The sequence below is a fragment of the Flavobacterium sp. GNP011 genome, assembly GCF_056428925.1.
In genome coordinates, this window is record NZ_JBWJVJ010000002.1 from 128,031 (window position 1) to 154,166 (window position 26,136).

Sequence of the window (26,136 nt, forward strand, 5' to 3'; positions counted from 1 at the left end):
ATTTCTAAGGTGTTCGGATTAATTTCCAAAACGCATTTGCATGCCGCCATTTCCGCCACGTCCTTGATTCATCTCTCTCCACTCTTCCATTTTTTTCATCACGGCTTCGTCATATTCTTTTTGCGAAACTACTTTTCCTTTTGCAACCGCTTTAATCTCAACTTTATCTTTTGGGTTTAAAACTACTTTTGAACACAAAATAGTTGTGCGTCCATCATTTACTTCCAAAATTAATCCAGGCAAACCCCAATAGCCTTCAGGTCCTTGACTCACTGGGATTTCAGGCGTATACCAAGCAGTGATTACGATTTCTTTTGACACCTCAACAGCATCCAAAAAATTGGTTTTTTTCTCCTCAGCAGGTTTTGCTCCTTCTTTCTTTTCAGCATCATCTTTACGAGGACGCATATTTCTAAAATCTGTAGCGCTTGGTTTCTTTGTTGCAGTAGCTTTGTAACAAGTATACCCGCCTATTACTCTTGTTTCGGATTCCATTTTCCAAGCTAGACTTGTAAGCGAATCTTTAACCAAGAATTCTTTACCCATGAACTCTTTGTCGTTGCTGTATTGTTTGTCTTTTACGTTTTTATAATAAGTTCCCCCGCCTCCTGCAAAGCTTGACATCATTCGGAATCCGCCACCTGCTTGATTTGAAGCCTCTAATTTTTCTTCTTCTTTATAAATGGAAGCCGTTTTATTAAAGTTGAGAATAAATGTTTTTTCGAACATTTTTTTCATTCGTTCTTCAATCATTTTTTGCATGTCAGGCGTCATGTTTTTGTTGCCTTCCATTCTGGATTTAAAATCAGAAGTACTCGTTTTACTTTCATAAACGGCCATTCCTTGAAATTCCTGCGCTTGTAACCCTAAAAAGGAAACTACTGCGATTACCAATGTTAAAATTAATCTTTGCATCTTGATGGTTTTTAATAAATAAGAGTAGATAATAGTATTTTTGTTACAACGATACTGTTAAATAAATACTAAGACAATCAATTACGCTTTTGGTTTAATTGTACTTTTACTTTATGAAAAAATTAGTTTTTTTGACCCTATTTTACTGTTCAGCAATAGGTTTTTGTCAAAATCAGAAAACAATTGCAACAAAATTGAACACGATTGCTGTGGATGCTGATGATTTTTTAGGATACGACTCTTTTGGTTTTTATTACACCATTAAAAATGATGTTTTTTCAAAAATTAATGGGAGCGAAAGATTGGATTACAAAAACATTTCTTTGGGGAAAATCACAAAGGTCGATCTACAAAACCCTCTCAAATTAGTTTTATTTTACGAAAATTTCAATACGGTTATTACTTTAGACAATCAATTGAATGAGACTCAAAAAATAAATTTTTCAGAAAATTCAACACCAATAGTGGCAACAGCGGTAGGTATAGCTTCTCAAAACCAGATTTGGGTTTATAACAGCATGAATCAACAAATAGGCTTGTACGATTATTTGAATCAGAATTACAAAACACTTGCGACACCCTTAAGTGAAAACATTATATTTTACAGTACTGATTTCAATTTGTTCCAATGGATTGATGCCACAAACAACTGGTACGCGTGTGATATTTTTGGAAAAATAAAAAAAATACACAGCACACCTGATTTTGATTGTATTGCCCTTTTAAATGACACCCAATACATTTATTCTAAAAGCGGAGAATTATACTTTGTTGATGTAGCAAAAGAACAAAAAATACAGTTGGTAATTTACGAAAAAACGTTTGTCAAATTTCATTACAAAGACCAAATTTTATCTATTTTTACACCATCAGGAATTAGCAATTATAAAATCACAATACCGTAATGCACATAGCAATAGCAGGAAACATAGGTTCAGGAAAAACAACTTTAACCCGATTATTAGCGAAACAGTTTAAGTGGGAACCGCATTTTGAAGATGTAGTTGACAATCCTTATCTAGATGATTTTTATCATCAAATGGAACGTTGGTCCTTTAATTTACAAATTTATTTCTTGAACAGTCGTTTTCGTCAAGTGATGCAAATTCGCGAAAGCGGGAAAAAAATCATACAGGACAGAACCATTTATGAGGATGCGCACATTTTTGCTCCCAACTTATACGCCATGGGTTTAATGACCAATCGTGATTTTCAAAATTATTCTTCTTTGTTTGAATTGATGGAATCAACGGTTAAAGCACCTGATTTATTAATCTACCTGCGAAGCTCAATTCCTAATCTAGTAGGGCAAATACACAAACGCGGTCGCGAATATGAAAACTCTATTTCCATAGACTATTTGAGTAGATTAAACGAAAGATACGAAGGCTGGATTCAAACGTATGACAAAGGAAAATTATTAATTATTGATGTAGACAACATCAACTTTGTTGATAACCCGGAAGATTTAGGGACTATTTTCAACCGTATTGATGCCGAATTGAACGGGTTGTTTTAGAATAACACAAAAAGATACCCTGATATTATAAAACATAAATGCCTCGCAAATTGCAAGGCATTTTTTTTATTAATTGATATGCTGTTTTACTTCACAGCATCAATTTTGGCTTTTACTTCAGCTTCTGTACCTTCAAAAACCTCTGTTGTTGTTTTTCCGTTTTCTATTTTAGTTACTTTCCCAACAGTCTTTCCATCTGTAGAAGAGATACTAACATTAACGGTTTTTTTCTCGTATTTACTGGTATCAAAACAATCTGTTTTTTGATATTTATATTTACCATTTGCATCAAAATTTGCCAGACATTTTGCTGTTTGTTCAGGTGTACATCCGTTTTCTTTACACATCGCTTCACATTCTGCTTTGTTCATGTTAGCCATTTTTGAAGGGTCACATTTGCCCATAATGAAAACCATTTCTGTTTTTGAATGAGCAGCGCAACAGGACTTAACTGTAGCTACATCTGAGTGACCATTTCCTAAAATTGGCGCAATAACCAAACCTATCAAACAAGTCAATTTGATTAAAATATTCATAGATGGTCCCGAAGTGTCTTTGAAAGGATCACCAACTGTATCACCAGTAACCGCTGCTTTGTGCGCATCAGATCCTTTATAGGTCATTTCACCATTAATCATCACACCCGCTTCAAAAGATTTTTTAGCATTATCCCAAGCACCACCCGCATTATTTTGGAAAACGGCCCACAACACACCCGAAACGGTAACTCCAGCCATATAACCCCCTAACATTTCTGCTATTAATTGGTTGTTATCTGAATACACTAACTTGCCTAAAAGTACAATAGCAATAGGAAAACCAATAGTCAAAACACCTGGCAACATCATTTCGCGCAAAGCGGCTTTGGTCGAAATATCAACGCATTTCGCATATTCAGGTTTTCCAGTACCTTCCATAATCCCGGGAATTTCTCTGAACTGACGGCGTACTTCATACACCATATCCATAGCAGCTTTCCCCACTGAATTCATGGCTAGGGCAGAGAACACTACCGGAATCATTCCACCTACAAATAACATGGCCAAAACTGGCGCTTTGAAAATATTGATTCCGTCGATTCCCGTGAATGTTACATAAGCTGCAAATAAGGCTAGTGATGTCAATGCTGCCGAAGCAATAGCAAATCCTTTCCCAGTTGCTGCTGTTGTATTCCCTACAGAATCTAAAATATCGGTTCTGGTACGTACTTCTTTAGGTAATTCGCTCATTTCTGCGATTCCGCCCGCATTATCCGATATAGGTCCAAAAGCATCGATTGCTAATTGCATCGCTGTGGTTGCCATCATTGCTGATGCCGCCAAAGCCACTCCATAAAATCCTGCAAACGCATACGAAGACCAAATCGCTGCCGCAAATAATAAAACAGTCGGGAAAGTTGAAATCATTCCGGTTGCTAATCCTGCAATTACGTTGGTACCCGCTCCCGTACTTGATTTTTGTACAATAGCCATTACCGGTTTTGTACCTAAGCCCGTATAATATTCAGTAACCGATGAAATAACCGCACCTACAACCAAACCTACAATTGTGGCGTAAAAAACACGCATGGACGAAATCTCTTTAGTTCCTTCTCCAAAAAAATCCATTTTCATGGTTTCTGGTAACATGTATTGCACTAGAAAGTAACAAGCTACTAAAGTCAAACCTATCGAAACCCAATTACCAATATTCAAAGCCTTTTGTACTTGTGCTTCTTTGGCATTGTCATCTGTGATTTTCACTAACATGGTTCCGATAATTGAAAATAAAATTCCAAAACCGGCAATTGCCATTGGTAATAAAATGGGTCCAATACCTCCAAAAGCATCTTGAATAGCTCCACCCATATCTTTGATCACATAATTCCCAAGAACCATTGCTGCCAAAACGGTTGCTACATAAGAGCCAAATAAATCAGCACCCATACCAGCAACATCGCCTACATTGTCTCCCACGTTATCTGCAATTGTAGCTGGATTACGAGGGTCATCTTCGGGAATTCCTGCTTCTACTTTACCTACTAAATCGGCACCTACATCGGCGGCTTTTGTGTAAATACCGCCACCAACTCTCGCAAATAACGCTATTGATTCAGCTCCAAGTGAAAAACCTGCTAATGTTTCTAAAACAATGGTCATGTCATCTGTTGAAGTCCAAACACCGTTCATAAAAAAATGAAAGAAAAATATAAAGAAGGTAGTCAAACCTAATACCGCTAAACCTGCAACACCAAGTCCCATTACGGTCCCACCACCAAAAGATACTTTTAAAGCTTGCGGCAAACTCGTACGAGCAGCCTGTGTAGTCCTAACATTTGTTTTGGTGGCTATTTTCATTCCCATATTTCCTGCCAAAGCAGAGAAGAATGCACCAAAAATAAAAGCTACTACTATTAATATATGTGTTGTGGGAACAATAAACGAAATACCAGCCAATGCTATACTGGCTCCAACAACAAAGAAAGTCAATAAACGATATTCTGCTTTGAGGAAAGCCAAAGCGCCTTCGTAAATGTAATCTGAAATCTCCTTCATCTTACCGTCACCTGGATCTTGTTTTAAAACCCATGCTCGTTTTGTAAACATAAATGCCAGTCCAATGAATGCCATGGCGATTGGCAAATAAATCATAATTGTATTCATAATTTTGGTTTGGTTTATAGTTAATACTTATTGTGTAACCAAACGAATTTAAGCAAAAAAGCAATACTCCAAACGGAATATTGCTTTTTTTACAATTATTATGCTAAATTATTACTTAATGCTAAATAAACCTTCTGGTTTGTTTTCGATAGCATTAAAGCGTTCTGTACATTCTTTGATGATAGCGTACGCTTCATTTACATCTCCCCAACCTTCAACATCTACTTTCTTGTTTTCAAGATCTTTGTAAACTTGAAAGAAGTGCTCGATTTCTTTTAATAAGTGAGGATTGATATCAGAAAGGTTTTCTAATGAATTCCAAATTGGATCAGAAACAGGTACGCAGATTACTTTTTCATCTGGTCCTTTATCATCAGCCATGTGAAATACTCCAATAGGTTTTACTTCCATTACACAACCAGGAAAAGTTGGTTCGTTTACCAAAACTAATACATCTAATGGATCTCCATCTAATGCTAAAGTTTCAGGGATAAATCCGTAATCAGCTGGATACATCATTGAAGAGAATAACATTCTATCAAAACGCATTCTTTTTATTTCGAAATCATATTCGTATTTATTTCTACTTCCTCTTGGTATTTCGATTAAGACATCGAAAGTTGTTAATTTGTCTGCAGTCATTTTAGTTTTTCTTATCTATAATTATCCTGCAAAAGTAAGCAAACGATACGTTTTCGCAATGAAAATTAAAGGTTATCTCTTCAATAAATTTTAAAAAAAACGTTCTTTTAATAGGTTACGGTTCTATTTCGTTTGTTTAAGTAATGATGCCACAATAAATAAGTTGCATAGGACCGATATGGACTCCACTGCTGTGCATGTGCATACATGAGTTCTTTGTCATGAATGTCCAGTAATTCTTTTAACGTATTGACAACTGCTATATCACCAAGTGGCAATACATCTGGTGCTTGCAAGCAAAACATTAAATAAATATCTATGGTCCAGTTCCCGATGCCTTTGATTTTGATGAGTTCTTCCCGAACTTCCTGAGCGGTTTTAGTTGGCAAACTTTCTAAATCAAGTTCTTTATTTAATAGCGCTTTTGCCAAAGCTTTGATATAAGACGTTTTTTGTCGGCTTACGCCAAGATTCCTAAAATCGGCATCAGACACATCAAGAAGAATTTCGGGTGCCATCGTTTTTAGAGTAGTTTTTATTTTCAAAAAAGTGGCTTTCGCCGAATCAATAGAAACTTGTTGTTCCAAAATTAACAATACCAAAGTCTCAAAACCTTGTGGTCTTTTGGGAACAGTTGGCAATCCGTAATTTTCAATAATTGACTTGAAAATGGTATCTTTTTCTAAAAGGTAGTCGATGGCTTCTTGCATAATGTGATTTTTTAGCCCGGATAGAAGTGAAAATCCTTTTATCTCGTTTTTTAAAGAGATAAAAGATTGTAGCGAATAGCCGGAATAGCTCCTAGAAATTAAATCCAAAAGAGCCTTTTACCGTAAAATTATTGGCCCCTGGCGTGTTGAGATAATTACCTCTCCAAGCAAAATCAATACGGAATACTTTAAAAATATTTCCAATACCGGCGCTATATTCCCAGTAACCTCTTTCTGGCGCATTGTAAACCAAGCCGGATGCATTTATTGCTTTATTGCCATCAGTAACAGAACCGTATACCCCACGAACCGCTATAATTTCTCTCCAATTGAGTTTGCGCATAAACGGAATTCTAGAAAAAATGCGCCCATTAAAGTTGTGATTCCATTGTAAGGTTATGTACTCATCTGAAACGAACTCGTAGAAATTAAGATTGCTAAAAGTGTTTTCGATAGTAAAATACGTTTGATTTCCTGGAATTACGCTCAACAAACCAAGCGGAATTTCTCCAAAAGTCTTCCCTACTTCCATGATTAAATTTGTTCTTCCTAGAGGACCAATAATGATAGGCTGCTTGTAATACAATTGCAACTTATCATATTTAAAATCACTATCCAAAAGTCCCTTGAAACCATGGCTATAATTGACAAAGAAGCGGCTATATGGACTATCAACAATACTACGCTCTACGCCAAAACCAATTGTTTTACGTTTTGGAGAAAACTCAATTTGAAGGTTGGCTTCAGATTGCTTTACATCACTTTTGGTCACCTGATTTGCACTATCTGTAAAATAATCCAAACTAAAAGTAGAAGATGCCGACTCAAGAGTACGATACGAAACCCCAGCTTGGATAACCACGTTTTTAATAGGTTCTATTTCTAGTGCAATATTGGTCAAGTTAATGTTAGTCAGCTTCCCATTACTTCCTGATGAAAAAACAGCTGACGAAGCAAAACTACGCCCTAAAACATCATTGGTTGTGGTTAAGCTCGCGCCTATTTGCTCAATGTCACGCCTGTTTCCTCCTGAAATAATGATTCTATTTTTTTTATCGACCATCCATTTTCCCGAAACGCCGTATTTAAATTTATTATCATCAAAACCATACGCGGTATAAGCTTGAAGTCGCCAAGGATCATTAGGTCCAAAATACGTTCTACCACCTGCACGCAATCGTACTCCTTCAACTTCATTGAATCCAAAGGATGAAAAAACAGGACCAAAATCAAAGTTTTTAAACTCGACGTAGCCGCTACCAAGTATAGAAACTAGGTTGTACAAGCGTTTGAATTTATTAACTGTTTGTAGTGTATCTAACATTTTATAAACCCCTAACTCGTCTTTACTTAAATTCTCAAATCGGTTGTCGTCCCAATATTCTTCTGATTTGTTATAGACTTCATCATCCATATAATTGACTTCATCTTTGTAAAAAGATGCCGGCAAGGGTTTATTGAACTGATGATTTCTAAAATAAGTGGTTCGTTTACCATAGACTCCTTTTGAATCTTCTTTTTTATTCAAAGCGAAGTCAGACATTAAATAATCCTTTGTCAATAAAAAAACGGAGTCACTAACTACCTCAAATTCTTGTTCAATATAAATGTCTTTTACCCAGTTAATATTAGCACTTTTTGTAACTGCCATATTAATTTTCTTAATGGCATAAGTAGAATCGTTTACCCAAAAATCTCCTTTAAAAGTCAATTCGTTTTTTCTTCTTGGATAAAAAACAATATTATAACACCATTTTTTATCAATATAGGCACTGTCTCGCAGTACATAATTATACACATCAATTCCTGTTTTAGACAATGGGCTCGTAAAACTCTTATCAAAAAAAGTTAAATGATTGTTGTAAATGTTATAATCCGAATACAAATCTTTAACAAAAGCTAATATTTGCTGATTGCCATTAAACCCAGATGTTTTACTGGCTTTAATTTTATCTTTTACTTTCTTTAAAACATTATCTCCGTAAACATCATTAAGAGATTCATTAATAAAAATAGGCAAGTACGTCTTACCCGTAACTCTTGATGTATCCATTTGATTGAAGATAAACTCCATGCCCTTGAAAATTTTATTTTTCATGAAAGCACTGTCAATGGAGTTCATGTCAAATTCTATTTTTTCGTATTTTTCCATTTGGTATTGATCAAACTGGTACAAACCGTTTTTACGTTTTCGTTCCCAAATTTTTCTCAAAATATCCAGTGCAGGATTGTTTTTCTTTGAAGTTTTACCTGCAAAAACGACTACTTCATTTAAACTTTCGGCTTCATTAAGCGTGATTTTAAAATTATAGTTAACTGCTTTTTCTAAGGTAATTTCTCTTTCAGAAAAACCTACTGAAGAAACCAACACAACGGTATACGTCTTTTGGGATTCCAAATAAAAATTCCCATCTTCATTCGTAACTATTCCTTCACTTGATCCTTTAAAAACCACATTAGCAAACGGAATCGGCTGGTTTTGTTTGTCTACTACAATACCGCTTATTTTGGTTTGCGCCAATACGTTATGGAATACACCACAAAAAAACAAAGTCAAAATCAAAAGATACTTTTTCATAACAAATAAAAAAACTTCATCAATAGAAACCATTGATGAAGTTATTAAGGTTAAAAATCACAAATACAAACTCCATCAACAAGAGTTGCATTTGAATTTTATTTATACATTACTTTCTTTACCGCTTTCACAACGTCACCAGCATTAGGCAACCATTCTTTCAATAAAACCGGAGAGTAAGGCGCAGGAGTATCAGCCGTTGTGATACGTTGAATAGGTGCATCTAAGAAATCAAAAGCACGCTCTTGAACGATGTATGTAATTTCAGAAGCTACACTTGCAAAAGGCCAAGCCTCTTCAAGAACTACCAAACGGTTGGTTTTTTTAACCGAAGTCAAAATCGTTTCGTAATCCATCGGACGTACCGTTCTCAAATCAATGATTTCACAAGAAATTCCTTCTTTAGCCAGTTCATCAGCAGCAATATGAGCTTCTTTAATAATTTTTCCAAAAGATACAATTGTTACATCAGTACCTTCTCTTTTAATATCAGCAACTCCAAGCGGAATAACATATTCTCCATCTGGCACTTCACCTTTATCACCATACATTTGCTCAGATTCCATGAAAATCACAGGATCGTTGTCACGAATAGCGGCTTTTAATAATCCCTTAGCATCATAAACTGTAGATGGCACTACAACTTTAAGACCTGGCGTATTGGCAAACCAGTTTTCTAATGCTTGAGAGTGCGTTGCACCTAATTGCCCCGCAGAAGCTGTTGGCCCACGAAAAACAATTGGCACATTAAATTGGCCACCACTCATTTGACGCATTTTGGCAGCGTTGTTTATAATTTGATCAACCCCAACCAAGCAAAAGTTGAACGTCATATATTCTACAATTGGTCTACAACCGTTCATAGCTGATCCCACTGCAATACCTGAAAAACCAAGCTCTGCAATAGGAGTATCAATCACTCTTTTTTCACCAAACTCTGCAAGCATCCCTTTAGACGCCTTGTAAGCACCATTGTATTCCGCAACCTCTTCACCCATTAAATAAATAGACTCATCATGGCGCATTTCTTCGCTCATTGCTTCACAAATAGCTTCCCTAAATTGTATCGTTCTCATATATTATATGTATCTCTGTAAAATTAAAACGCAAAAATAAAAAATTAAAATGAGTTAGAAGGTGAGATTATTAGATTTTTAGAACGTTAGAGTATCAAACCGCTTAGACTGTTAGTTTTTTGGACATTTGCCTCCGCTCAGCAAGACTAAAAAATAGAACTCCCTTTTGAATATCTCATCATTCAACACTTTCCAAATCCAAAGAATAATTAATAAAAAAAAAACATAACACCACAATTATTTCACTCCTTTTTTGGTAATCACCTCGTTGCCCATAGTGGTTTTTAATATGTACACACCTTTTGACTCCTCAGCACATTCAATAGTATAGAAGAAATTCATTGCGTTTTTATTTACTTCTGTTTTTTTAATCAATTTTCCATTTATATCAAACAATGTTGTTTCAACCTTACCAAAGTAGGCATTATTAATACCAACTGTAAAGCCGTTTTCATCAGAACTAACAACTAAATCATCAGGAGAAAACACATTATCATCAACACCTAAATTGGCATTATTTAACTTATATATTAATTTATTAAAGGTATATGCATAGCCATAACCGTCTTTCATAACAAACTGATTTATTGCCTCTCGAGCGGTAAAATTTTCCACAAATGTAGGCGCCGGATTAACATTTCGGTAATTATATACATCATACACTTTGTTGTTCTGACGATTGTATAAAAACATAGTACTATTATCCAATACCCCTACAGCTGTATATTCCAAAACATTTTGATACAACCTTTGAGAAACACCACTACCAATTGGCGTTCTGTATATCGATCCTTCGGTCCCACTAGGAAATCCACTATTACCATAATCATAAATACCAACGAAAACCCCAGAATCTGCATCATTAAAATAACGGCTAACCGACCCATTTACAGGTAATGTTAAAACTGTATCCCATGTTAATCCATAATCGCTAGTCCTAACGGCACTTACAGTAGATCCGCTTTTAACAGCATAACCTAAACCTGTCGCTCTATTAATTTTCATATTAACTGGCTTATCACTTGAATTACTCAGACTCCAAGAGTCACCTCCGTTATTGGTGTACATGATACCGACATTTGTAATAACAACACCATTATTAGCATCTTTAAAAAACAAATCATACATGTTATCACCGCAACTACCACAAAAATTCAAAGTTTTCGTTGTCCAAGTTGCACCACCATCTGTTGTTTTTCCAAAGATTTTATAGGAAGTTTTAGACATGATGAAGAATCCAACATTTTGGTTGATAAAACTGACTTTAAAAGTCACACCAACTCCATTGGGATATGTTGTAGAAGTATTGTATTTTTCTGTCCATGTTTGACCTCCGTCATTACTAAAATGCAATCTGGCTCTAGGGTAACTTTGGTAGTAACTACTCGCAACATAAAGAGTGTTTGCATCAATAACTTCAACATCAGTTATATCATAATCTAAACCGGGAATGTTTGGTATACTAGTCCAAGTATATTGGGCATTCGTTTCCAGACAAAAAGCAACAAAAAGAAAAATAAAGTAAAATTTTCTCATAAATTAAGCTCAAAGAATCGCTAAATTAATTCTTTTTATAATAAAAAACGCATAAAATTTAATTTATTTAATCAGCCTGTAGTAAAGAGCGAGACATCAATTCAATTAATACAATTTCAGGAAGAACACAATTACTTATGAAATAGACATTTAGCTTACAGAAGCACCAAAAAACACTGTCGGAAAAACCCACATTATAAAATCCTTAATGAAATTCCAAAAATCCACTACCCTAGAAGAATTCCTAAACTTCAAACGTTAAACCCTTAAAAGACACAACCCTTATATGACGTATATATAGCGTATATATGACGTGTATATGGCGCATATGAGTATTATTTAACCTTAGTAAAAAAGTAAACAAACAGGAACCAACCTAAATAAAACTATTACTACACTCCTAACCTACTTAGCATAAATCTTTCTTCTCCACTGACTATTAATCACATAAAGCCAAAAAGCCCACTTACAAACAAAAACAAGACCTTTGATACAGTCAGAAAAAAGTAGAACATCAAAAAAAGAAACGAAATCGAAATAGTTTTAAAAAAATATTATGCACGCATAGTATATTATTCAAATTAATATTTTAAATTTGTAAAAGAAATTAAGATTAATAAAAAATATAGGTATGAAAATATTAGTTTGCATCAGTCACGTTCCTGATACTACATCAAAAATTAACTTTGTCAATGGAGATTCTGAATTTGACACAAACGGTGTTCAATATGTAATCAACCCAAATGACGAGTTTGGACTAACACGTGCTATTTGGTTTCAAGAGCAACAAGGCGCAACAGTAACCGTTGTAAATGTTGGAGGTCCTGACACTGAACCTACTTTAAGAAAAGCTTTAGCAATTGGTGCGAACGAAGCTATTCGTGTTAACGCAACGCCTACTGACGGATTTTTTGTTGCTAAACAATTAGCCGAAGTAATCAAAAACGGAGGATACGATATTGTCATCGCTGGAAAAGAATCATTAGACTATAACGGTGGAATGGTACCTGGAATGATCGCTGGAATTTTAGGTTATAATTTCCTAAACTCTTGCACTAACTTAACAGTTGACGGAACTACTGTAAAAGCGGTTCGTGAAATTGATGGTGGAAAAGAAACTGTAGCCACTACTTTACCATTAATCATTGGTGGACAAAAAGGACTTGTAGAAGAAAAAGACTTGCGTATACCAAACATGAGAGGAATTATGACTGCAAGAACAAAAGCTTTGACTATCCTAGAGCCTGTTGATGCTACTGTGAATACAAAAGCTGTTAAGTTTGAAAAACCTGCTCCTAAATCAGCTGTGAAACTGGTATCTGCAGATAATTTAGATGAGTTAATTAACTTATTACACAACGAAGCAAAAGTAATCTAACTGTCATAAAGTCGAATGTCGAAAGTCGAAAAGATAGAAGTTAACAATAATTTCCCTTTATGACTTTAGACTTTAAAACTTTAAGACTAAAACAAAAAATTATGTCAATATTAATATACGCGGAATACGCAGAAGGAAAATTCAAAAAAGTAGCATTCGAACTAGCTTCTTACGCTAAGAAAGTAGCAGAAACTCTTGGAACAACAGTTACAGCAGTGACTATTAACGCAAGTGATGTATCTGAATTAGCTACATACGGCGTAGACAAAGTTCTTAAAGTAAACAATGATAAATTATCTGGTTTTACTGCAAAAGCTTATGCTGATGTTATTAAGCAAGCTGCACAACAAGAAGGTTCAAAACTAGTATTATTATCTAGCACTACAGATAGTATTTACTTATCCTCTCTAGTTGCAGTTGCACTTGAGGCTGGATTTGCATCAAACGTGGTAGGTTTACCAGTTTCTACAAGCCCTTTTCAAGTAAAAAGAACGGCTTTTTCAAACAAAGCTTTCAATTTCACACAAATTGATACCGATGTTAAGATCTTAGGCTTAGCTAAGAATTCATATGGTATTTTTGAAAATGCTGTATCAGCAACCGAAGTAGACTTCAACCCAACAATCGGCGAAAATGATTTTGGAGTTAAAGTAGAATCTGTTGAAAAAGGTTCTGGAAAAGTTTCTATAGCTGATGCTGACATTGTAGTTTCGGCAGGACGAGGACTTAAAGGCCCAGAGAACTGGGGAATGATCGAAGAACTAGCAACAACATTAGGAGCAGCAACAGCTTGTTCTAAACCAGTTTCTGATCTAGGATGGAGACCTCACGGAGAGCACGTAGGACAAACAGGAAAACCGGTAGCAACAAACTTATATATTGCTATTGGAATTTCAGGTGCCATACAACACATTGCTGGAATAAACTCTTCTAAAGTTAAGGTAGTGATCAATAGCGATCCTGAAGCACCTTTCTTTAAAGTTGCTGATTACGGAATTGTAGGTGATGCCTTTGAAATTGTACCTCAATTAATTGAAAAATTCAAAGCATTCAAAGCGCAAAACTAATAAGGAAAAAGAAATCATTACAACATTTTAAATGCTACTTAAAACAAGATATTTGTATCTTTGCTTTTAAGTAGCATTTCTTTTTACGGGAAACGCTAGTTACTTTTAATTAAAAAAAAAGTACTTTGTACTTTTCCATCAACACAATTATGAGCTTAGTTAAACTATCTATAAAAGGAATTTCATACAGTCAAACTCAAAACGGAGCCTACGCTTTAATCTTGAACGAGGTTGACGGCGAAAGAAAACTACCCATTGTAATTGGTGCTTTTGAAGCCCAATCCATTGCCATTGCACTAGAAAAAGAAATAAAACCACCACGTCCTTTGACTCATGATTTATTTAAAAATTTTGCAGAACGCTTTGATATTGTTGTAAAACAAGTAATCATCCACAAACTAGTAGATGGTGTTTTCTACTCAAGTATTATTTGTGAAAGAGACAAAATCGAGGAGATAATTGACGCTCGCACTTCAGATGCTATAGCACTGGCGCTGCGTTTTAAAGCTCCTATTTTTACTTATAAAAATATACTAGATAAAGCTGGTATTTTCTTAAAAACAAATCCACTTGATCCCAACAAAGACAATCAAGACCTAGACGATGTATTATCAAATCCAGAAACTTTTGGTCATGAGGACGAATCTAATCAAGCCGGAGATACCTATTCTAAACATACTTTGCCAGAGCTTCATGATTTACTAGATCAAGCTGTAACAAATGAAGATTACGAAAAAGCGGCAAAAATACGTGATGAAATTTCAAAACGATAAAACAAGAAATTCATAAATGATCCTAATTATTTAGAATTGGCAATACTAAAACAGTGAAACATTTATTTGAAAACTGTTATATAAATCCTATATTTGATTGCAATTCCCTATAAATCAAACTATGAAAACAAAACTTGCCTTACTCCTACTTATATTAGGATGCAGTACTGATGCTTTTTGCCAAGACATCTATTTGCATTGCGGAAAAATATTAAATACCTTAACTGGTAAAGAACTGGTAAACCACACCGTAATTGTTTCCAAAAATAAAATCGTAAAAATCCAAGAAGGTTTTGTATCGAAATCCAAACCAAATGATATTGAAATAGACCTTAAGAAAAAGTACGTTTTACCAGGCTTAATTGACCTTCACGTTCATATAGAGGGCGAACACGATACTAAAAGCTATATGTCTAAGTATCTGGAAAACGAAGCAGACATTGCATTTCAAGCTGTTCGTTGTGCAGAGGTTACCTTACTTTCAGGTTTTACAACAGTAAGAGATTTAGGCGGTACAGGAGTAAATATTTCTATTAGAAACGCAATTAATAAAGGAATTGTAAAAGGTCCTCGTATTTTTACAGCAGGAAAATCTATAGCTACTACAGGCGGCCATGCCGACCCTACAAACGGTAGTAATCGTAAACTTGTAGGTGATCCAGGACCACATGAAGGAGTAATAAACTCCCCCGAAGAAGCTGTAAAAGCAGTGAGAGAGCGCTATAAAGAAGGAGCAGATGTGATTAAAATAACTGCAACTGGCGGTGTACTAAGCGTTGCAAAAAGTGGAAAAAACCCTCAATTTACTTTAGAAGAAATAAAAGCAATCACCTCAACAGCTAAGGATTACAACATGCTAACTGCTGCGCATGCTCATGGTGACGAAGGTATGCAAAGAGCAATCATTGGCGGAATTAAAACCATTGAACACGGTACTTTTATGAGTGAGGAAACGATGGAGTTAATGAAAAAATACGACGCTTATCTTGTTCCTACTTTAACCGCGGGAAAAGAAGTAGAGAAAAATACTGAAATAAATGGATACTATCCTGAAATTGTAGTCCCAAAAGCAAGAGAAGTAGGTCCTCAACTGAAAGCAACTTTTGCAAAAGCATATAAAAAAGGAGTGAAAATTGCATTTGGTACTGATGCAGGTGTTTTTACACACGGAAACAATGCAAAAGAATTTGGTTATATGGTAGAAGCCGGAATGCCCGCGCTAGAAACAATACAAGCCGCCACAATTACAAATGCATCATTATTAGGAATAGCTGATACTGTAGGTCAAATAAAAGAAAATTTTCTTGCAGATATAATTGCTGTTGATGAAAGCCCTATTACAACAATAAAAACACTTGAAAAAATAGTTTTTGTAATGAAAGACGGTAAAATTTACAAAAACTAACGTTTTGAAAAACTAAACATGAAACAATATTTAGACTTAGTACAACACGTTATGGAAAACGGTTGTCAAAAAGGAGATCGAACAGGAACGGGCACAAAAAGTGTTTTTGGTTATCAAATGCGTTTTGACTTAAACGAGGGTTTCCCTATGGTGACCACAAAAAAACTTCATTTGAAATCCATTATATTTGAGTTACTTTGGTTTCTAAAAGGAGATATCAATATCAAATATCTTCAGGAAAACGGTGTAAAAATTTGGGATGATTGGGCTGATGCCAACGGTGATCTTGGACCAATATATGGGAGGCAATGGCGCAACTGGAATAATGAAGAAATTGATCAAATAGCTGAGTTGATAAAGGAATTAAAAACGAATCCAAATAGCCGAAGAATGTTAGTTTCAGCATGGAATCCCTCCGTTTTGCCAGATACAACAAAATCATTTGACGAAAATGTTTCCAACAATAAAGCCGCATTACCCCCTTGTCATGCCTTTTTTCAATTTTATGTAGCAGATGGAAAGTTGTCATGCCAACTATACCAGCGCAGTGCTGATATTTTCTTAGGAGTTCCTTTCAATATAGCTTCTTATGCACTTCTAACAATGATGATTGCACAAGTTTGTAATTTACAAGCAGGCGAATTTATTCACACTTTCGGTGATGCACACATTTACAACAACCACTTTGAACAATTGGAACTGCAATTAACCCGAAGTCCAAGAGCTTTACCAAAAATGATCTTAAATCCAGAAATAAAAGACATTTTTGCATTTGAATTTAAAGATTTTACTTTAGAAGGCTATGATCCTCATGACAGTATAAAAGGAAGTGTGGCAGTATAATTAAGAACAGTGTAAGTAGCCATTTAAAATACATACGTTATGAAACAAACAATTCTTATTCTCACCCTGACATTTCTAATCAACAATTTAGCGAATGCTCAATCTAGTGTAATAGCTAAAAGTTTTACTGGACATAAAGAGGCGATTTTGGGAATTGCTCAATCCCCTAATGGAAAATATATTCTATCGGGTAGTGACGATAATCTTGCTTTTATGTGGGATGAATACGGTAAAATTATTGACACAATAAGCGTACACAAGAAAAGTGTAAACGATGTAGCTTTTTCACCAGACAATAAACGTTTTATTACAGGAGGCTCTGAAGGAACATTTGTAATTTGGAGCATAAACGGAACTGAAATAAAAACAGTTTCTGCAGACAAAGTATATGTAAAAACTGTTGTTTATTCAAACGACGGAAAATATATTTTAAGTGGTGGTGGTGACAATACTGCAAAATTATGGACAGCAGATGGCACACTTATCAGAACATTCAAAGGACATAAATGCACAATTTACCAAGCCTCTTTTTCTCCAAATAACAAATCAATAATACTTGCAAGTTGCGACAATACCGCATCGATTTGGAATATAAATGGAAAAAAATCTATGATTTTAAAATGGCATAAAAGTGGAGTAAGTGCAGCGAGTTTTTCACCAGACGGAAAAAATATACTTACAGCAAGCTTCGACAAAACAGCTGTTATTTGGAATTTAAACGGAAAGCCTAGTATCATTTTAAAAGGACATTCTGGTGAAATAAATCAGGTAGAGTTTTCTTCAGACGGCAAGTATATTTTAACAGGTAGTGAAGACGGAACTGCCAAACTATGGAATATTAAAGGCAAACTTATTAAGACATTTGAAGAAAAATTTGAAACACAATATACCGCCGCAACATTTTCTAGTGATGGACAATTTGCAATTGTTTCTTCAAAGGATAACAACATAGACTTTTGGCATCTGCCCAAATAAACGGAAATAACAGGTACATAGAATTTGAGCAATTACCTTGATGGGAAATTGGTTTGTATTTGGGATGATTTACTTCGTCAATTCGCTATCGTTCGAATGGAATAACCGAAAATATAACTTAATATAGTACAAACCCAATGTAGCACCAAAACGTTATGGTTTAAACAACTAGAACACTGTTTTCATTTCCAGCAAAGGCATTCCATCGGTAGGAGTCGGCTTCTGGCTCATTGATATAGGCGCCATCAACTAGATACTTGAATTCGTAATCTGCATTTTTATCTAAATCAAAAATACCCTTAAAAGTACCGTTCTTTAATTTACTTAATGCACCAAGAGAAGGATCCCAATTATTAAAATCACCCACTACAGCCACTTCTTGCGCTGTTTTTGCAGGTATAGAAAAAGTAACTTTACACACAGGTTTAGTTTTGATAAATTGTTTTTTAACCGACATAACTATTTCATTTATAAGTTCATACAACAAAGTAAATAAAAATTTAACAACATACAATAACCCATCAACAGAATTTCTAAAATGCTTAAAACAGTGTTAAATTTTAAACTATTTTATATTTTTAAAGGCTTAAAATTTTGGAATCAAAAATCATGAATCAATTGCGATCTTAAATTATAAGAATTTCAATTGATTCATTTTAATAAATAAACTTTATCTTTATACATTAAAAGATTAAAAAATGGAACGAGAAATACACGAGCAATACGAATATGCAAGACGTAGAATCAAACAAAAAAAACGACTTTATTTTCATTTTGTTGTCTTTGTGCTAAGTAGCTTATTACTATTTACGTTAAAACATTTATTTGAAAATTCTTTTGTTGCAAACTGGTACTTATACATAATCACAGTATGGTTATTTTTATTTACACTGCATTTTATAAAAATATTTATTACAGATCGTTTTATGAATAAAAATTGGGAAAGAGAGCAAATTGACAGATTGGTTGCCTTACAAAAAAAGAAAATAGACCATTTACAAACTCAAATTAATAATAACGAACAATAATAACCTGAATACATTATGATCATAATGATTGCTGCCGTTGCAGAAAACAATGCTTTAGGAAAAAACAACGATTTGATGTGGCATTTACCAGATGATTTTAAGAGATTTAAAACGCTTACATCAGGCCATCATATTATAATGGGTAGAAAAACATTTGAAAGTTTTCCTAAACCATTACCTAATAGAAAACACATTATTATTACTAGAGACAAAAAATATGAAGCGAAAGACTGTATTATTGTAGATAGTCTAGAAAAGGCACTAGATCATTGCCCTGAAAAAGAAGATAAATATATTATTGGAGGAGGTGAAATATATGCATTAGGACTCAAATACGCTGATCAACTGGATATCACAAGAGTGCATCACCGCTTTGAAGCAGATGTATACTTTCCCGAAATAGATTTGAAAATCTGGAAAATTAGTGCATCTGAATATCACGCACACGATGAAAAGCATCAATATGCATTTACTTATCAAAAATACAATAGAATATAAAACAAAAAACATCCTTTTCAGGATGTTTTTTGTTTTAGCATTTGGTTAAAAGTGGTGAACTACTCTAGAAAGAATATTTGATAACATAAAATAAAAATTACAAACACTAATAACACACCAGATATGGCGATAACAATGTTTGAAAACCTTTGAGAGTACATCTCAAAGTAGCCTTTAATACCAAATACCACGAAGGTACTAAAGACGAAAAAAATTAAAATTTCCAAAAACAAATTTAATCCTAAGAACGTATTTTGCGCTTTAACCTCTATACTGCTTTGTAAAACAGCACACTCAAAAAACCTAACTAGAACAAACGAGATAAGTAACGCAAGAACTATCCATTTACTTTTGTCCACCATTTGTCTTTTAACCATTTATTATGCTTATTTCTTGAGTACAAATGTGTGGATTAAAAACCACCCACACAATACCCACTTTTAGTGATATTTTGATTTTTTTATAAAAAAATAAAGAAATCATACTTTATTAAATTAAAAAATAAATCTTGAGCCAAATTATACAAACACATTACTAGTTCCTTTGGATTGTATTATATTTGTACAAACAAAAAAAATGTCACAAAAAATTACTCCATACAAAAATTCGTCACTAGGCAAAAAAGAACAAGTAGCTCAAATGTTTGACACTATATCAGGGAATTACGACAGTCTAAACCGTGTTATTTCGTTTGGCATAGACATAAAATGGCGTAAAAAAGTCCTGCAAATAGTTGCTCAATCAAACCCGAAAAAGATACTTGATATTGCCACTGGCACAGGCGATCTTGCTATATTGATGGCTCAAACTCAAGCCGAAAAAATCATTGGCCTAGACATTTCTGCTGGAATGCTAGAGGTGGGAGAGCGCAAAATTGCTGATAAAAACTTGACCAAAACCATAGATATGGTTTTAGGTGACTCCGAAAATATGCCTTTTGAGGATAATTATTTTGATGCAATAACGGTAGCTTTTGGTGTTCGTAACTTTGAAAATCTAGAAAAAGGTCTTTCTGAAATTTTGAGAGTGCTAAAACCAAATGGAGTTTTTGTAATCTTAGAAACATCAGTACCAGTAAAAACTCCTTTTAAACAAGGTTATAATTTTTATACCAAAAATATATTGCCCTTAATTGGAAAATTATTTTCAAAAGACAATGTAGCTTATGGTTATTTATCTGAATCAGCAGCTGCTTTCCCTTATGGCGAAGCATTGAACAATATTTTAAGAAAAACTGGGTTTATAGATATTATAGCTCTACCACAAACTTTTGGTGTTGCTACCATTTATTCAGCTTCTAAAAAATAATATGAAAAAAATAATTTTTACCTTTTTTTTAATTGGAATCATTTCAGGAACCGCTCAAAATTCAAAAGGTATTTTCAGCAAAGACCCGATTATTAATCTTGAAAATTTTCAGCAAAAAAAAGTGTATTTTGGGTTTTACTTAGGCTTTAATACTTTTGATTTTAAAATAGACTACAAAACAGAAACCCCAGATATTTTTGTAAAAAAAACCATGGGTTTTAATGTGGGAATTGTAGGGGATATAAAACTCCAAGAATATATAAATTTAAGATTCGAACCAGGATTGTATTATGCCAAAAGGGATTTAAATTATCCCAATTTTTCTAAACCAAGTGATGCTTTACGTGAGGTCAACAGTACTTACATACACTTTCCTCTATTATTAAAATTCTCATCATTAAGAACAGGCAACATTAGACCTTATGCAGTGGGTGGCTTGTCTGCAACTCTTAACTTATCCAGTAATGCCAAATTAATGGATGATAATTTCCAACAAAAATTTCGTGTAAAAAGCTGGTCTACAAATTACGAATTGGGATTTGGGATTGATCTGTTTTCAGAATATTTCATCTTCTCACCTTCCATTCGAGGTGTTTTTGGAATTAATGATGAATTAATTAGAGACAACGACCCTAATAGTCCATGGACTAGCAATATTGAATCTTTAAAGACTAGAGCAATTTTAATTAATTTTACATTTCATTAAAATAAAAAAAGGCCAAAAATATCTTTATTAGCCCCTGCAAAACTCACTCAAAACAATTGCTGTAGCGGTTGCCACATTAAGACTTTCTGTTTTTTGTATAGCCCCAAATCTAGGTATGGTGAGTCTTTTATTAATTTTAGATTCTATTTCTGGAGAAATCCCATTGGCCTCATTACCCATTACTATGATACCTTGTTTAGGCAAGGAACTTTGATAAATGTTTTCGCCTTTCATGAAAGTACCATAAACTGGTAATTGCGTTTGAGATAAAAACAAATTCAAGTCAACATAATTCACATTTACTCTTGAAATAGATCCCATTGTGGCTTGCACCAACTTTGGATTAAATAGATCAACAGTTTCTTTTGAACAAAGCACTTGTTGGATTCCAAACCAATCACACAATCTTAAAATTGTGCCTAAATTTCCTGGATCTCTAATTGCATCAAGTGCGAGAATCAAACCCGAGGTTTTAATTTCTTTTTCTACGGGCATTTTAAATACTGCCAAACAAGAATTAGGAGTAGCTAGCGCTGAGATTTTCTTCAAGTCTTGATCTTGAACCATAGTTCTAATGGAAGGAGAAACAGTTTCAAAATCGCTTAAGGTAGTGTACACATGAACCAACTCAAAATTTGAATCTATTAGCTCTTGAACTCCCTTTACCCCTTCGGCAAAAAATAATTGATGGGCAATTCTATATTTTTTTTGCTGTAAACTCGTTATAAGTTTTATTTGGTTTTTACTAACCATAAAAAAATGTACTTTTGAATTAAATATGTTAGACCTCTTGAAAAAAATTTCTACAAAAATAACTGCATTTATTCTATTTGCAATACTTATTTGTGCCTGTAACGCTGTAAAAAGAGTTCCAGATGGAAAATTACTGCTTACAAAGAATGAAATAGCAGTGAATGATAAAAATGTTTCTGATGAAACTATTTTCAATCAATTGTATCAAAAACCAAATAGCACCTTACTGGGATACCGTTTAAGACTTAATTTATACTCAATCGCTAATTTAAATCCTGATTCAACATACCAAGCTAAATTTACAAATAATCCCAACAAATACAGTCGTAAATCAAAGTGGCTCTCAGCAAAACAAGTAGAACGATTGGGGAAGTCTTTTTGGTACCATGGCATTCATGATTTTTTAAAAACAACAGGAGAGGCTCCAGTTATTTTAGACAAAGAAAAAGCAGATAAATCATTATTCAGGTTGAAATATTATTTTTTCAATAACGGTTTTTTTAATGTAAATGCATCTTATGTTATTGACACACTGGAGAGAAAAAAAGGAAAGATTAAATATAGTATCAAAACTGGTCCCGAATATACTTTGGATACTATAAAAACAACAATTTTAACTCCTGCACTAGACTCCCTTTACACATCAATAAAAAGTGCAAGCTACATTAAAAGCGGAAAGCCATACAAAACCGAGGATTTTGAGAATGAAAAAAACAGAATCACAACTCATTTTAGAAACAATGGCGCTTATTATTTTCAACCAAATTATATCACATTTGATGTAGATACTATAAAAAAAGTTCATCAAGCAAATATCAATTTATTAGTTGCAAATTATTCATATCAAAAGAATGACAGCACAAAAACTGAACCTTTTAAGCTATATAAAATTAGTGATGTAAAAATATTTTCGGATTACAGCCCTAATTTGAATTCGTTTCAAATCAAAGACAGTGTGACTTATAATGGCTTTACAATTTACAGCCAAAACAAACTAAAATACAAACCAAAAGCCATAACTAATGCACTTTTTATCACAAAAGAAGGTTTGTATGCCGACAACAAAACGGTATTGACAACACGTTATTTAAACAATCTTAAAATTTTTAATTATCCCTCAATACAATATGAGGTTGATAAAAGAGATACTACTGCGCATTCTCTAATTGCTAAAGTATTCTTGACACCTAGAAAAAAATATAGTTTTGGGACTAGCCTAGATGTGACCCACTCTAATATTCAAGCTTTTGGTATAGGAGTTAGCGTTTCAGAAACAGTAAGAAACGTATTTAATGGTGCCGAAACATTAGAACTAGCAGTACGAGGCAACATTGGATCTTCTCAATATTTAGCTAATCCGAATAATAATTTTTTCAATGTATCCGAATATGGTTTAGATCTAAAACTAAATATCCCAAGGATTTTTATGCCTTTTAAAACCGAAAAAATCATCCCTAAGAGTATGATTCCATCTACATTGATTACAGTAGGTTTTGCAAAACAACAAAATATTGGACTTGATAAAGAAAACTTTACCAGTACACTATCTTACAATTGGACACCACAAAAAAACAATACAGCTCGATTTGATTTAGTCAATACACAATTTGTGCAAAATTTAAGACCTCAAAATTATTTCAATATTTACAAATCTTCCTATAATGCTTTAAATAACATTAGCAAAGAATATAACACAAACAACACATATTATGACAACCCTACAAATAGAAATTTAAGTATAGAAAGAGGAACTAAAGGCTTCACAAATGATGTCTTAAACAATAGTGGTACATTTTTGAAGCCTATTACTCCAACTGATTTTCAATCTATAAAAAGCATTGAAGAAAGAAGGCAAAGATTGACCGAAAATGACTTTATTCTAGCTACAAATTTCACTTTTTCAAAAACTACTAAGAAAGATATTACTGATAATACGTTTTATTTATTTAAATCCAAAATTGAATCTGCAGGTACATTATTATCTGCCTTTGCTTCCTCAACAAATCAAAAAAGAAATTCTAATGGCAACTATGAAATCTTTAATCTAGAATATTCAGAATATATTAAAACTGAATTTGATTACATCAAACATTGGGAACTTACAAAAGATAAAGTAATTGCATTTCGATCTTTTTTTGGAATTGCAGTTCCCTTTGGCAACTCTGATAACATCCCCTTTTCACGAAGTTATTTTTCGGGAGGATCAAATGACAATAGAGCTTGGCAACCCTATGCACTGGGACCAGGAAGCAGTGGAGCGGTAAATGATTTTAATGAAGCCAATATGAAAATTGCCATAAGTGGTGAATTTCGATTTAAAGTTCTTGGCAATTTGAAAGGTGCTTTATTTGCCGATGCTGGAAACATCTGGAACGTGTTAGATAATGTTGAGGATGAGAAATCTACCTTTACCAGTTACCGTGATTTAAAAGACATTGCATTAGGCACTGGTTTTGGACTTAGATACGACCTAAGTTTTTTTGTTATCCGTTTTGATTTAGGTTTTAAAACCTACAACCCAGCCAATGAAACAAATAAAAGATGGTTTAGAGAGTACAACTTTACGAACTCCGTTTTAAATTTTGGTATAAATTATCCGTTCTAATACTATTTAATTCCTATTTTTGCAGAACTAAAAACTAAAAAAATTACTAAAAATTAACACTATGGCACACAACATAAAACCAGGAGTAGCAACAGGAGATCAGGTTCAAGAAATCTTTAATTATGCTAAAGAAAAAGGATTTGCATTGCCTGCAGTAAACGTAACTGGCTCAAATACAATAAATAGCGTTCTTGAAACAGCCGCTAAACTTAATGCGCCCGTAATCATTCAATTTTCTAATGGTGGAGCACAATTTAATGCTGGTAAAGGATTATCTAATGCAGGAGAAAAAGCAGCAATTGCTGGTGGAATTGCTGGTGCTTTGCACATTCATACACTAGCGGAAGCCTATGGTGCAACGGTAATTTTACATACTGACCATTGTGCAAAAAAATTATTGCCTTGGATTGATGGATTATTAGACGCATCCGAAGCACATTTTGCAAAAACAGGAAAACCTCTGTATTCATCACATATGATTGATTTATCTGAGGAGCCAATTGAAGAGAACATTGAAATTTGCAAAGGCTATTTAGAGCGAATGAGCAAAATGGGGATGACTCTTGAAATTGAACTAGGTATTACAGGTGGTGAAGAAGACGGTGTAGATAACTCTGATGTAGATAGCTCAAAATTATACACTCAACCTGAAGAAGTTGCTTATGCATACGAAGAACTTTCTAAAATAAGTCCTCGTTTTACAATTGCAGCCGCTTTTGGAAATGTACACGGAGTATACAAACCAGGAAATGTAAAATTAACTCCAAAAATCTTAAAGAATTCTCAAGATTTTGTTCAAAATAAATTCAACACAGGTCACAACCCCGTTGATTTTGTTTTCCACGGTGGATCAGGATCTACACTTGAAGAAATTAGAGAAGGAATTAGCTATGGTGTTATCAAAATGAATATCGATACTGATTTGCAATTTGCATTTACAGAAGGCATTCGTGATTATATGATTAAAAATATTGATTATCTAAAAACACAAATTGGTAATCCAGAAGGGGCTGACGCTCCAAATAAAAAACATTACGATCCAAGAAAATGGTTGCGTGAAAGCGAAATCACTTTCAATACAAGATTGGAGCAAGCATTTGCTGACTTGAACAACGTGAATACATTATAATAAAAAGTTTAAAGTTTCAGGTCTAAGGTTTCAAAACTTTAAACTTTAAA

23 protein-coding genes are annotated in these 26,136 nt (G+C 33.9%); 14 read left to right on the forward strand and 9 right to left on the reverse strand.

Annotated elements, in window-relative coordinates:
* Positions 1-18 precede the first annotated feature (18 nt).
* Complete coding sequence (locus AC061E_RS03170) at positions 19-915, reverse strand: GLPGLI family protein (RefSeq protein WP_478284958.1); 897 nt, start codon at positions 913-915, stop codon at positions 19-21.
* A 113-nt stretch (positions 916-1,028) separates the two neighbouring features.
* On the opposite strand from AC061E_RS03170, the gene AC061E_RS03175 reads away from it, so the two are divergent.
* Together AC061E_RS03175 and AC061E_RS03180 are read left to right on the forward strand one after the other, a co-directional pair.
* Entirely contained in the window at positions 1,029-1,820 is a 792-nt protein-coding gene (locus tag AC061E_RS03175) for a hypothetical protein (RefSeq protein ID WP_478284959.1), read from the forward strand.
* On the forward strand, positions 1,820-2,434 hold the full coding sequence (locus tag AC061E_RS03180; RefSeq protein WP_478284960.1) for a deoxynucleoside kinase: 615 nt from the start codon (positions 1,820-1,822) through the stop codon (positions 2,432-2,434). Before AC061E_RS03175 ends, AC061E_RS03180 begins: the two co-directional genes overlap by 1 nt.
* Positions 2,435-2,520: 86 nt before the next feature.
* Here AC061E_RS03180 and AC061E_RS03185 read toward each other — a convergent pair whose 3' ends face one another.
* The 6 genes from AC061E_RS03185 to AC061E_RS03210 all read right to left on the reverse strand — a co-directional run bounded on the left by AC061E_RS03185 (position 2,521) and on the right by AC061E_RS03210 (position 11,618).
* On the reverse strand, positions 2,521-5,076 hold the full coding sequence (locus AC061E_RS03185) for a sodium-translocating pyrophosphatase (RefSeq protein ID WP_478284961.1): 2,556 nt from the start codon (positions 5,074-5,076) through the stop codon (positions 2,521-2,523).
* A 111-nt stretch (positions 5,077-5,187) separates the two neighbouring features.
* Positions 5,188-5,718, reverse strand: a complete 531-nt coding sequence (locus tag AC061E_RS03190; RefSeq protein ID WP_144891548.1) for an inorganic diphosphatase — start codon at positions 5,716-5,718, stop codon at positions 5,188-5,190.
* A gap of 107 nt (positions 5,719-5,825) precedes the next feature.
* Positions 5,826-6,428: a DNA-3-methyladenine glycosylase family protein gene (locus AC061E_RS03195; protein WP_478284962.1), complete on the reverse strand. Its 603-nt coding sequence runs from the start codon at positions 6,426-6,428 to the stop codon at positions 5,826-5,828.
* A 91-nt stretch (positions 6,429-6,519) separates the two neighbouring features.
* A complete protein-coding gene (locus AC061E_RS03200) occupies positions 6,520-9,006 on the reverse strand; it encodes a DUF5686 and carboxypeptidase-like regulatory domain-containing protein (protein WP_478284963.1) in 2,487 nt (828 codons plus the stop codon).
* A gap of 98 nt (positions 9,007-9,104) precedes the next feature.
* Positions 9,105-10,082: a pyruvate dehydrogenase complex E1 component subunit beta gene (locus AC061E_RS03205; RefSeq protein WP_478284964.1), complete on the reverse strand. Its 978-nt coding sequence runs from the start codon at positions 10,080-10,082 to the stop codon at positions 9,105-9,107.
* Between the two features lie 237 nt (positions 10,083-10,319).
* Entirely contained in the window at positions 10,320-11,618 is a 1,299-nt protein-coding gene (locus AC061E_RS03210) for a YCF48-related protein (protein WP_478284965.1), read from the reverse strand.
* A 631-nt stretch (positions 11,619-12,249) separates the two neighbouring features.
* On the opposite strand from AC061E_RS03210, the gene AC061E_RS03215 reads away from it, so the two are divergent.
* The 6 genes from AC061E_RS03215 to AC061E_RS03240 all read left to right on the forward strand — a co-directional run bounded on the left by AC061E_RS03215 (position 12,250) and on the right by AC061E_RS03240 (position 18,059).
* Positions 12,250-12,996: an electron transfer flavoprotein subunit beta/FixA family protein gene (locus AC061E_RS03215; RefSeq protein WP_478284966.1), complete on the forward strand. Its 747-nt coding sequence runs from the start codon at positions 12,250-12,252 to the stop codon at positions 12,994-12,996.
* Between the two features lie 101 nt (positions 12,997-13,097).
* Complete coding sequence (locus AC061E_RS03220) at positions 13,098-14,063, forward strand: electron transfer flavoprotein subunit alpha/FixB family protein (RefSeq protein WP_478284967.1); 966 nt, start codon at positions 13,098-13,100, stop codon at positions 14,061-14,063.
* A 149-nt stretch (positions 14,064-14,212) separates the two neighbouring features.
* The gene (locus AC061E_RS03225) at positions 14,213-14,836 is read left to right on the forward strand and encodes a bifunctional nuclease family protein (protein WP_478284968.1); all 624 of its coding nucleotides are present in this window, start codon (positions 14,213-14,215) and stop codon (positions 14,834-14,836) included.
* 121 nt (positions 14,837-14,957) lie between these two features.
* Positions 14,958-16,241, forward strand: coding sequence for a metal-dependent hydrolase family protein (locus AC061E_RS03230; RefSeq protein WP_478284969.1), 1,284 nt, complete (start codon positions 14,958-14,960; stop codon positions 16,239-16,241).
* 18 nt (positions 16,242-16,259) lie between these two features.
* Positions 16,260-17,084 (forward strand): thymidylate synthase, encoded by an 825-nt coding sequence (locus AC061E_RS03235; protein WP_478284970.1) that lies wholly within the window; start codon positions 16,260-16,262, stop codon positions 17,082-17,084.
* A 39-nt stretch (positions 17,085-17,123) separates the two neighbouring features.
* Complete coding sequence (locus AC061E_RS03240) at positions 17,124-18,059, forward strand: WD40 repeat domain-containing protein (protein ID WP_478284971.1); 936 nt, start codon at positions 17,124-17,126, stop codon at positions 18,057-18,059.
* Between the two features lie 160 nt (positions 18,060-18,219).
* Here the strand turns inward: AC061E_RS03240 and AC061E_RS03245 are convergent, their stop codons facing one another.
* Positions 18,220-18,516, reverse strand: a complete 297-nt coding sequence (locus AC061E_RS03245) for an isoamylase early set domain-containing protein (protein ID WP_478284972.1) — start codon at positions 18,514-18,516, stop codon at positions 18,220-18,222.
* Between the two features lie 241 nt (positions 18,517-18,757).
* Here AC061E_RS03245 and AC061E_RS03250 point away from each other — a divergent pair, with 241 nt between their 5' ends.
* The 4 genes from AC061E_RS03250 (at position 18,758) to porT (ending at position 21,599) form a co-directional block, all read left to right on the forward strand.
* Positions 18,758-19,087, forward strand: coding sequence for a 2TM domain-containing protein (locus AC061E_RS03250; RefSeq protein ID WP_478284973.1), 330 nt, complete (start codon positions 18,758-18,760; stop codon positions 19,085-19,087).
* A gap of 15 nt (positions 19,088-19,102) precedes the next feature.
* Entirely contained in the window at positions 19,103-19,585 is a 483-nt protein-coding gene (locus AC061E_RS03255) for a dihydrofolate reductase (protein ID WP_478284974.1), read from the forward strand.
* Between the two features lie 576 nt (positions 19,586-20,161).
* Positions 20,162-20,893: a bifunctional demethylmenaquinone methyltransferase/2-methoxy-6-polyprenyl-1,4-benzoquinol methylase UbiE gene (ubiE, locus tag AC061E_RS03260; protein WP_478284975.1), complete on the forward strand. Its 732-nt coding sequence runs from the start codon at positions 20,162-20,164 to the stop codon at positions 20,891-20,893.
* A gap of 1 nt (position 20,894) precedes the next feature.
* On the forward strand, positions 20,895-21,599 hold the full coding sequence (gene porT / locus AC061E_RS03265; RefSeq protein WP_478284976.1) for a type IX secretion/gliding motility protein PorT/SprT: 705 nt from the start codon (positions 20,895-20,897) through the stop codon (positions 21,597-21,599).
* Between the two features lie 27 nt (positions 21,600-21,626).
* On the opposite strand, the gene AC061E_RS03270 is transcribed toward porT, so the two are convergent.
* Entirely contained in the window at positions 21,627-22,352 is a 726-nt protein-coding gene (locus AC061E_RS03270) for a TrmH family RNA methyltransferase (RefSeq protein ID WP_478284977.1), read from the reverse strand.
* Positions 22,353-22,389: 37 nt separating this feature from the next.
* Between AC061E_RS03270 and tamL the strand changes: the two genes are divergently transcribed.
* Both tamL and fbaA read left to right on the forward strand, forming a co-directional pair.
* Positions 22,390-24,957, forward strand: coding sequence for a translocation and assembly module lipoprotein TamL (gene tamL / locus AC061E_RS03275; protein ID WP_478284978.1), 2,568 nt, complete (start codon positions 22,390-22,392; stop codon positions 24,955-24,957).
* Between the two features lie 61 nt (positions 24,958-25,018).
* Complete coding sequence (gene fbaA / locus AC061E_RS03280; RefSeq protein WP_144891512.1) at positions 25,019-26,086, forward strand: class II fructose-bisphosphate aldolase; 1,068 nt, start codon at positions 25,019-25,021, stop codon at positions 26,084-26,086.
* The last annotated feature ends 50 nt before the right edge of the window (positions 26,087-26,136 follow it).